Source organism: Corallococcus interemptor, assembly GCF_003668875.1.
GTDB classification, from domain to species: Bacteria; Myxococcota; Myxococcia; order Myxococcales; family Myxococcaceae; genus Corallococcus; species Corallococcus interemptor.
Map to the genome: position 1 here is coordinate 21,401 of NZ_RAWM01000114.1, position 8,634 is coordinate 30,034.

General features: G+C 70.9%; 8 protein-coding genes. 4 read left to right on the forward strand and 4 right to left on the reverse strand.

From position 1 onward, the window contains the following. Nucleotides 1-37 precede the first annotated feature (37 nt). Complete coding sequence (locus D7X96_RS30015; RefSeq protein ID WP_306449843.1) at nucleotides 38-451, forward strand: helix-turn-helix transcriptional regulator; 414 nt, start codon at nucleotides 38-40, stop codon at nucleotides 449-451. 16 nt (nucleotides 452-467) lie between these two features. Here the strand turns inward: D7X96_RS30015 and D7X96_RS30020 are convergent, their stop codons facing one another. After that, complete coding sequence (locus D7X96_RS30020; protein WP_121724938.1) at nucleotides 468-881, reverse strand: hypothetical protein; 414 nt, start codon at nucleotides 879-881, stop codon at nucleotides 468-470. A 558-nt stretch (nucleotides 882-1,439) separates the two neighbouring features. Between D7X96_RS30020 and D7X96_RS30025 the strand changes: the two genes are divergently transcribed. The 3 genes from D7X96_RS30025 to D7X96_RS30035 all read left to right on the forward strand — a co-directional run bounded on the left by D7X96_RS30025 (nucleotide 1,440) and on the right by D7X96_RS30035 (nucleotide 7,196). Next, on the forward strand, nucleotides 1,440-4,283 hold the full coding sequence (locus D7X96_RS30025) for a TonB-dependent receptor domain-containing protein (RefSeq protein ID WP_370450186.1): 2,844 nt from the start codon (nucleotides 1,440-1,442) through the stop codon (nucleotides 4,281-4,283). A gap of 208 nt (nucleotides 4,284-4,491) precedes the next feature. Beyond that, nucleotides 4,492-6,060: a PAS domain-containing sensor histidine kinase gene (locus D7X96_RS30030; RefSeq protein WP_199747234.1), complete on the forward strand. Its 1,569-nt coding sequence runs from the start codon at nucleotides 4,492-4,494 to the stop codon at nucleotides 6,058-6,060. Between the two features lie 194 nt (nucleotides 6,061-6,254). Continuing rightward, the gene (locus D7X96_RS30035) at nucleotides 6,255-7,196 is read left to right on the forward strand and encodes a hypothetical protein (protein ID WP_121771318.1); all 942 of its coding nucleotides are present in this window, start codon (nucleotides 6,255-6,257) and stop codon (nucleotides 7,194-7,196) included. Between the two features lie 6 nt (nucleotides 7,197-7,202). Here D7X96_RS30035 and D7X96_RS30040 read toward each other — a convergent pair whose 3' ends face one another. Genes D7X96_RS30040 through D7X96_RS30050 form a run of 3 tightly spaced genes read right to left on the reverse strand, consistent with a single transcriptional unit; the run spans nucleotide 7,203 to nucleotide 8,481 of the window. Continuing rightward, nucleotides 7,203-7,688: an SRPBCC domain-containing protein gene (locus D7X96_RS30040; RefSeq protein WP_121724937.1), complete on the reverse strand. Its 486-nt coding sequence runs from the start codon at nucleotides 7,686-7,688 to the stop codon at nucleotides 7,203-7,205. After that, nucleotides 7,685-8,038: an ArsR/SmtB family transcription factor gene (locus D7X96_RS30045; RefSeq protein ID WP_121771319.1), complete on the reverse strand. Its 354-nt coding sequence runs from the start codon at nucleotides 8,036-8,038 to the stop codon at nucleotides 7,685-7,687. Before D7X96_RS30045 ends, D7X96_RS30040 begins: the two co-directional genes overlap by 4 nt. A gap of 11 nt (nucleotides 8,039-8,049) precedes the next feature. Continuing rightward, nucleotides 8,050-8,481, reverse strand: coding sequence for a VOC family protein (locus D7X96_RS30050; protein ID WP_120552791.1), 432 nt, complete (start codon nucleotides 8,479-8,481; stop codon nucleotides 8,050-8,052). Nucleotides 8,482-8,634: the final 153 nt, after the last annotated feature.

Genomic DNA, 8,634 nt, shown 5'->3' on the forward strand with positions numbered 1-8,634 from the left:
TCCTCTCGCTTCCGGCCGCGTCCGGAAGAAGCCCCGTGTGGCGCCCGCGTCGGCGGCGGCGCTGTCGCGGCGGCAGTTGGAGCGCAAGCTGGCGGTCAGCGTGGGGGCGGCGGCCCGGGCCGCGCGGCTGAAGGCGGGCCTCACGCAGGCGGACGTGGCGGACCGCGTCGGCATCGCGTCGGAGGTCTACGGCCGGCTGGAGCGGGGCAAGATGATGCCCAGCGTGCCCACGCTGTTCCGGCTGTGCCTGGCGCTGCAGCTGTCCGCGGACGCGTCCCTGGGGCTGGCGGTGGCGGCGGCGGCGGGCGCGGGGCTGTGGGAGGAGGACTCCACGGACAAGGACGACCTGCCGGAGATGCGCCGCCTGTTGCGCGCGGTGCGCCGGCTGCCGCGCCCCCAGCTCAAGCTGATGAGCCTGGTGGCCAGCGCCATCCTGCCCTCGCGCCGCTGACGAGGGCCTCGGAGCTTCAGGGCGCGGACGCGGGGGGCCGGGCCGGGCGCGCTCCCGCCTCCGTCACCCGCCACACCCAGCCGGACGGGGTGGGGTCCCGCTGCGCGGTGCTCACGTCCACCGCGTACACGTCCACGGTGTGCTCGCCCGGGGGCAGGTCCTTCAGGCGCCACGGGGATTCGCAGGGGATGTAGAGGCTGCCGTCCAGCGAGCACCAGAACACGGGCTTCAGCGTGGTGGCGGTGAAGACGAAGGTCGCCTCCCTCGAGGGCGTTGCCCCGGGGGGCCCTTCGTCGATGAACGTGTCCGGCCCTTCATTGCCCGCGCGCGCCAGCGACGGCGGGAAGAGCAGCGGCATCAACATGAAGCCCAGCAGCAGTGACGCGAGCAGTCCGTGGGGAAGGTAGCGCAGGGACGGCGGGGGAATCATAAGCAGGCTCGCGTGACGCCTGACGCCGCGCGAACCCTGTCTTGGTGTGGGTCGTGGAAGAGTGCTCTGGGAGGGCTCGGGCGTGCCATGGCATCCGGGAAAGGGAAAGGGCGACTTCCTGGAAGGTGGGGATGGATCCGGAATGGGGCGCCCCGTCCCCGGGACGGGGCCGGGAATCCACGGCGAGACGTGACGCGGAGGGCCAATGTCCGTAAGCGGAAAGGGCACGACGCCCGCAGCGGCCATGGCGGGCGGTGATGGCACGCGTCACGGCGCAGCGCTTGTCAGGGCGGACATCCCCTGGCCTCATGGACGCTGGCCCGGACCTGCCTTGCACGCACGCCACCGCCCATGACCTTCGCGAAGAGGAGCACGCCCTGGCACGCCGCCGCGCTGGCGCTCTCACTGTGCCTGCTGTGGCCGGGGCTCCCCGCTCGCGCCCAGGCGCCCGCCCGGACTCCGGATGACAACCCCGGCAGCGTCCGGCTGGGCGACACGCTGGACGCGGGCCTGCCCGTCACGGAGGAGAACCTCACCGCCGGCTCCGCCCCCAAGGCCATGGACGCGCCGTGGACGCAGAGCGACGCCAGCCCGGATGGGGGCGCGGGCACGGTCGTGAAGGAGGCGGACCTCCAGCGCACGGACGGAGGCTGGGCGGTGGAGCCCGGCGCGGCGGACCTGGACGGAGGTCCAGCCCAGGCCGCCTTCGTGCCGCCCGCGCTGGTGAAGGACTCGCCCGCGCCGTACCCGCCCCGGCTGGTGGGCGAGGGCGTGGCGGGCACGGTGAAGCTGGAGCTGCTGGTGGACGAAGCGGGCGAGGTGGACACCGCCACGCTGGTGGAGGGCGTGCATCCGCTGCTCAACGAAGCCGCGCTGCACGCGGCGCCTTCCCTGCGCTTCTCGCCCGCGATGATGGAGGGGCAGCCCGTCGCGGTGCGCCTGTTCTTCGAGTACCGCTTCGAGGCGCCCGTCCCCGTGGCCACGGGCGCGGACGGCGGAACGTTGTCACCCTCCGAGCTTCGGGGCCCCATCACCCTCAAGGGCCTGGTGCGGCAGAAGGGCAACCGCCGGCCGCTGATTGGCGCGACGCTGGTGTCGGACGCGGCGCCGGACTCGCCGGTGCAGACGGACGAGAACGGCCGCTTCGAGGCGCGCTTCCCCACGGGCGGCCAGGCGGTGCGCGTGTTCGCCCCCGGCCACAAGCCCGGCCTGTTCCGCGAGGCGCTGAAGGCCAGCGAGTCCCTGGAGGTCGTCTACGGCCTGGACCCGCTCGTGGTGAACCCCTACGAGACGGTGGTGCGCGGCGACCGCGAGCGCACGGAGGTCAGCCGCATCACGCTGCACGACGCGGAGCTGCGGGAGGTGCCCGGCACCATGGGCGACCCGTTCCGCGTGGTGATGCTGCTGCCGGGCGTGGGCAGCATGCTGTCCGGCGTGGCGTACCCGGTGGTGCGCGGCAGCCAGCCGGCGTCCACGGGCTACTTCCTGGACGGCATCCGCATCCCCATCCTCTTCCACCTGTTCCTGGGGCCCGCGGTCATCCACCCGGACTTCCTGGACGCCATCGACTTCTATCCGGGCTCGCCGCCGCCGCAGTACGGCCGGCTGATGGGCGGCGCCATCGACGGGCGCCTGACGCGGCCTCGCGACGACCGCGTGCACGGCAGCGCCTACGCGGACTTCATCAACGCGGGCTTCTTCCTGGAGACGCCCTTCAAGTCCACCGGCACCAACGTCAGCCTCGCGGGCCGCTATTCCTATACGCCGTGGATCATCGCGCTGGCGGCCAATCAGTTGCAGGACCCGCCGCCCCCGGGCCGCACCAATCCAAAGGTGGTGTTGGACTTCTGGGATTATCAGGCCCGCGTGGAGCAGGACGTGGGGCAGGGCAAGCTGCGGCTGTTTGCCTTTGGCTCGTCGGACACGTTCGGCTCGGAGGCGCAGGACGACCAGGGGGACACCGCGCTCCAGTCCGTCGCCTTCCACCGCGTGGACCTGCGCGGCCGCCACCCGCTGGGCAAGGGCGAGCTTGAGATTGGCGGGACGTGGGGCCTGGACCGCTTCGCCGTCGTGTCTCGCGGGCCAGACAACGGGAACGAAATCTACATCGACCAGGACAACTTCTCCGGGCGCCTGGGCTACAGCGTGCCATTGGATGAGCGGCTGCTGCTGCGCGCGGGCGCGGACCTGGAGCACAAGCGCGCCATCGTGGACGTGCTCACGGTGGAGAACGGCCAGGAGGTGGAGGAGGACACGGTGCGCGTGCCCGTGGCGCTGGCCACCTTCACCGGCGCGTACGCGGAGGGCGTGTGGACGCCCAATGACAGATGGACGGTGGTGCCTGGCCTGCGCCTGGACAGCTACCACCTGTCCGGCGGGTTCGACCACAAGGTCCTGGAGCCGCGCCTCACCGTGCGCCACAAGCTCACCGACACCGTGACGCTCAAGGGTGGCGCGGGCATCTTCCACCAGCCGCCCACCACCCTCATCAGCCTGCCGGTGGTGGACGTGGGCAGTCTGTTGTTGGGCCTCCAGGAGGGCGTGCAGCTGTCCGCCGGCGTGGAGTGGAAGGCCTTCGACAAGTGGGAGGTGGGGCTGGACCTCTACGTGAACCCCATGCTCCGCACCATCGAGCTCACGCCCTTCTCCGACGAGGGCCTGACGGACGACATTGGCGGCGAGCCGGACATCGAGCCGCCCCCGCCCGGTGAGCCCGGTGGAGGCATCCGCCAGGACGGCTTCCGCCGGGTGCGCGCGCGGCAGATCGACGTGGACAGGCCGCCCGTCAGCCGGGATGACTGGGACCTGCCGGACTTCAGCAGCCATGGATTGGCGTATGGATTGGAATTGCTCATCCGCTACCCGCTGGGGAACAACTGGTTCGGCTGGCTTTCGTACAGCCTCCAGCGCAGCACGCGGCGGACCACGTTCTACCGGTATGACTCGTCAGGTCGGGTCCTCTCCGAGGACTCGGCGGACCTCCCCTTCGCCTTCGACCAGACGCACATCCTGAACCTGGTGGTGAGCCACAAGTTCTCCAACAACATCACCCTGGGAGGCGTGCTCCACTTCAACAGCGGACGTCCGGAGTACGGCACCCTGGGAAGCCAGACGCACCGCGAGGGCACCGACGAGCACGGCGACCCCGCCTGGGTGCAGGTGGATCGCGATCAGGTGGACCGGCTGCCGCCCTTCTTCCGCTTCGACCTGCGCGTGTCCAAGGCCTGGGCGTACGAAACCTTCAGCCTGGAGGCCTACCTGGACATGCTCAACGTCACCCTCAACACGGAGACGCTGGGCTTCGACTACCTGGGCGGCTCCGGCACCCGGCAACCCCTGACCAAGAGCGCGGTGGGACTGCCCATCGCCCTGCCCATCATCGGCGTCAAGGGCCGGTACTGACCTGCCCTTCAGGGCAGGTCCAGTGCTCGGGGGTGAGCAGTATTTCGCGCCACCTGCCCTCCAGGGCTGCTCCACTCGTGGCCAGATGTGTCAGTATTCCATGAGACGCGGGTTTTTCCAGCCTGCTCGGCAGCCTACGTGCCGGGAAGGGGAACAGACCTGTAGCGTCGGGGGGAGCACGATGATGGGTCTGTCCTGGGGGCCGGGAATGGCTCCGGCATGGGAACTGCCCGCTGACAGTGAGACGCCTTGCATCCTCCTCGAGCCGCTGCACGGGGAGACGGGCGAAGCGCTCGACTTCCGCTGGACGTCCATGAACGTCCCGGCGGAGGGCTGGGTGCGCTCACTGGAGCTGGGCCGTCACGTGTCCCTGTGGACGCGGGAGGGGCTGGCCCTGTTCGACGTGGCGGCGCTCGTGCGCGTGCTGATGCGTGGCGTTCCGCACGTGGGCCTGTTGCCGGGGGACGCGGCGGGGCGGCGGTATGTCGTCGTGCGGCACGGAGAGGGATTGGCGCTGTGGCTGCTGCCTCGTGACGAGGGCCAGGCGGCGGACGCGCACCAGGCGGAGCGGGAGCGGGCGGCGCGGCAGGAGGTGGAGGCGGCGCTGGCCCGGGCGGAGCAGACGGTGAGCGCGCTGCGCGAGGCGGAGGAGCGCTACCGGCTGGCCACGCGCGCCACGCACGACGTGCTGTGGGACTGGCACTTCGCCACGGACCACGTCCGGTGGGACCCGGGCACGGGCAACGCGTTCGGCCACGCCACGTCCGTCCTGGAGCACAAGCTGGGCTGGTGGGGCGAGCGCGTGCACGACGACGACCGGGACCGCGTGGTGGACCGGCTGGTGGAGTTCGTCGCGTCCACGGGCGACGTGTGGAGCGAGGAGTACCGCTTCCAGCGCGCGGACGGCAGCTGGGCGCACGTGCTGGACCGGGGCGTGCTCGCTCGCGACGACGAGGGGCGCCCGGTGCGGATGATTGGCTCCATGATGGACGTCACCGAGCGCACCCGTCAGATGGAGACGATGGTGGAGGAGGCGAGGTTCCGCGAGCGCTTCATCGGCATCCTCGGGCACGACCTGCGCAACCCCCTCAACGCCATCGTGCTGTCGGCGCGCGCGCAGAAGCGCCGCGGGCCGCTGGAGTGCACGCCGGAGCAGCACCGCCAGCATGCGCAGCGCATTGAAGCCTCCGCGACGCGCATGGGGAACATGATCGCGGACCTGCTGGACTTGACGCGTGCCCGGCTGGCCGGCGGCATCCCGCTGCGCAAGGGCCCCACGGACCTGGGGGCGGTGTGCCAGCAGGTGGTGGACGAACTGTCCGCGGCGTACCCGGACCGCGCGGTGGCGGTGGACGTGGACGGCAAGGCGGAAGGCGAGTGGGACGCGGAGCGGCTGGCGCAGGTGCTCTCCAACCTGGTGGGCAACGCGCTGGAGCACGGCAGCCCGGACGCGCCAGTGTTCCTGCGCTGCTACGCGAAGGGCGAGCACCAGCTGCTGGAGGTGCAGAACCCTGGCAATCCCATCCCGGAGGAGCTGCGCGAGCGGCTGTTTGATCCGTTCCGCCAGGGCGAGGGCGAGCGGGAGCAGGGCGGCCGCCGCAACAGCGGCCTGGGGTTGGGGCTGTTCATCGTGAAGGAGATTGTCCAGGCGCACGGCGGGACGGTGGAGGTGATGTCGACGCAGAAGGAGGGCACGACGTTCACGGTGCGCCTGCCCCGGCCCCCGCGCCCCAAGGCGAAGGTGAAGGCGGGGCGGGGTCGGACGCGAACCGCCTGATCTTTCGGAAGGGGTCAGCGTTCTCCGCCATGCGGTGGAAGGGGGAGCGTCCGCCGCCGCACGCCACGCGTGTTGTGCGAAGGACCGAAGGGGATGGGCCGGAAGGGCAGGGGCGCTGCGCGCTGCGTGTGTTTGCGTTTACCGGTTGATCCGGTCGTACGGCTCGTGCGGCCCACTACGCGGAGGCAGTCCCCATGCACCACAATCCCCCTCGCAGCTCCCTGCGCCGTTCCTCCCCCGGGATGGCGCTTTGTCTGGCCGCGGCCCTGGTGGGCTGCGGCGCTCCCGTGGATGAAGGCCCGGACGTGCCAGGCCAGTCCTCGGACGCGCTCGCCTCCACCAACGGCATGACGTTGAACGGCATGACCCTCAACGGCATGACGTTGAATGGGATGACCCTCAACGGCCTGATGGTGAATGGGCTGACGACGACCGGCCTGGCCACGGGCTCGTTCCGCAGCTGGTTCGTCCAGGACCCTGTCCTGGCGGACATGGTGATGCGCTACGTGGTGAAGTGCTCGATGGCGCCGGGGGCGTCGCTGTCGTTCCGCGCTCCGACGGGCAAGCTCTACGTCTGGGATGGGAGTCTGGCATTGGCGCCGGGCTGGTCCGGAGGGCAGCCGGTGACGGTGGCGGAGCAGCAGGTGGTGAGCGCCTGCCTGGCTGCGCACGCGAACAAGTACGGCGTGCACGTGAACATCTCCGTGCTGGGCCGCGACGCGGTGGGCGGGACGGTGGCGTACACCCAGGACGAGCTGAACACCTACAGCGAGAAGGAGGCGTGCTTCTTCGGCAACGTCTTCACGAACGAGGGCGCGTTCTCCGCGAACGACGGCGCGTACCTGGACTACGACGAGAGCACGGTGCGCACCTGCGGCCTGTCGTCCTGGAGTGAGACGACGTCGTGCGCGCCCATGCAGCACGTGGGCGCCTGCCGGTACTACTGCACGCTGGACCCCACGAAGACGTTCTACACGCGCTGCACGTACAACGGCGTGACCTACCGGCCCATCACCACGCGCATGCTGCCCCAGGACATCTACCGCTGCGGCGACGGCGTGTGCCAGCGGACGGAGAAGTGCGGCACCAGCAACACGCCCGACAGCTGCGCGGCGGACTGCGGCGCGTGCCCGTAGGCTCGCTCACGTGGGACGGTGCCGCGCGGCGTGGCGCCGGTAGCGCGTGACGAGGTCTCCCCACCAGCGGCCCATCGTCGCGAGGGTGGCCGGACCATCCTGTCCGTGGCGCACGGGGTGGTCCATGCGGATGGCGTCCCAGCCCCGGTGCTCCAGCACCACGCGGGTGCCGCCGAAGGTGGACTCGAAGCGGACGTCGACCTCGGTGATTTCCCCAGGGGCGAAGTTGCTCGCGCGCCATTGGAAGACGAGCCGCGCGCCGGGCTCCCAGACGAGCACGCGGCCAATCTCAAACATGCGGTCCTCGAAGGACTCCACCAGCCGGCCACCGGGGCCGGGCGGGTCGAAGCGCAGCACGCCGCTGGGATTCTGGAGGCCCCGGTAGCGCGGGCTCTTGCCCCACCAGAGGTCGGTCTCTTCCGTGAAGACCTCGAAGGCATCCAGCGGGGACACGGCGACGAAGGTGGTGACGCGGGCGCGGTCCGCGCTCATGACCTACGGCCCTTCGGGCCCCGGGTGCGCTCGGCGTGGGCCTTGAAGGCGCCCAGCTGGCCGGACCAGAAGGACTCCACTTCCTCCAGCCAGCCGCGCAGGGCGGCGAAGGGCTCCGGGCGCAGCGAGTAGACGCGCACGCGCGCATCCTCCGCGTCGATGCGCTCCTCCACGAGCCCCGTCTGGCGCAGCACGCGCAGGTGGCGGGACATGGCCGGAGGGCTCATGTCGAACGCGGCGGCCAGCTCTCCGGCGGGGTGGGGCCGCTGGCGCAGCCGGTCCACGACGCCCCGGCGCGTGGGGTCGGCGAGGGCGGCCAGGGTGCGGTCGAGCGCGGACGGGGTGGCCATGGCGGGCGAATCTACTTCGGGGTGAAGACGCGCTGGGTGAACCACCAGCGGTGGCCTTCGGTGTCCATGGCGCCGTAGGTGCGGTTGGTGCCCCAGTCGTCGCCGTAGTTCTTGGTCTCAGGCTCCATGATGATGACGGCGCCGGCCGCGCGAGCCTGCGCGCAGTGGGCGTCCACGTCATCCACGTAGACCGTGAGCGTCTGCGTGTTGGCGCCGCCGTGCAGCCGGGGGCTGAGGTGGTGGGCGTGGCGCCCGGAGGAGTTCACCATGATGACGCCGTCGCCGTAGACCAGCTCCGAGTGCACGATGGTGTTGTCCGCGCCCTCCACCTTGAGGCGCGTCTGGAAGCCAAAGGCGCGCTCCAGCCAGTCGATGGCGGCGGGAGCGTCCTCGTAGAAGAGGCTGGAGGAGATGCGCGGCCAGTCTTCGGGAATGGGCTTCATGCGGCGGCTCCGGGCAAAGGAAGACTCGTTAACGTCAGGGTGAATGATTAACCCTGACGTTAACGGCCGTCAATCCCGCGGATCCGCTAGAAGACGCTGGGCCTGGGCACGTCGTGGCCGGGAGTCCGGGGGGCCTGGCGGGGGTCCTTGGGC

What these genes read in the sequence shown, in the direction of transcription:
- D7X96_RS30020 (WP_121724938.1), bottom strand. Translation starts at nt 881, where the DNA reads ATGATTCCCCCGCCGTCCCTGCGCTACCTTCCCCACGGACTGCTCGCG.
- D7X96_RS30030 (WP_199747234.1), top strand. Translation starts at nt 4,492, where the DNA reads ATGGCTCCGGCATGGGAACTGCCCGCTGACAGTGAGACGCCTTGCATC.
- D7X96_RS30040 (WP_121724937.1), bottom strand. Translation starts at nt 7,688, where the DNA reads ATGAGCGCGGACCGCGCCCGCGTCACCACCTTCGTCGCCGTGTCCCCG.
- D7X96_RS30035 (WP_121771318.1), top strand. Translation starts at nt 6,255, where the DNA reads ATGCACCACAATCCCCCTCGCAGCTCCCTGCGCCGTTCCTCCCCCGGG.
- D7X96_RS30025 (WP_370450186.1), top strand. Translation starts at nt 1,440, where the DNA reads ATGGACGCGCCGTGGACGCAGAGCGACGCCAGCCCGGATGGGGGCGCG.
- D7X96_RS30050 (WP_120552791.1), bottom strand. Translation starts at nt 8,481, where the DNA reads ATGAAGCCCATTCCCGAAGACTGGCCGCGCATCTCCTCCAGCCTCTTC.
- D7X96_RS30045 (WP_121771319.1), bottom strand. Translation starts at nt 8,038, where the DNA reads ATGGCCACCCCGTCCGCGCTCGACCGCACCCTGGCCGCCCTCGCCGAC.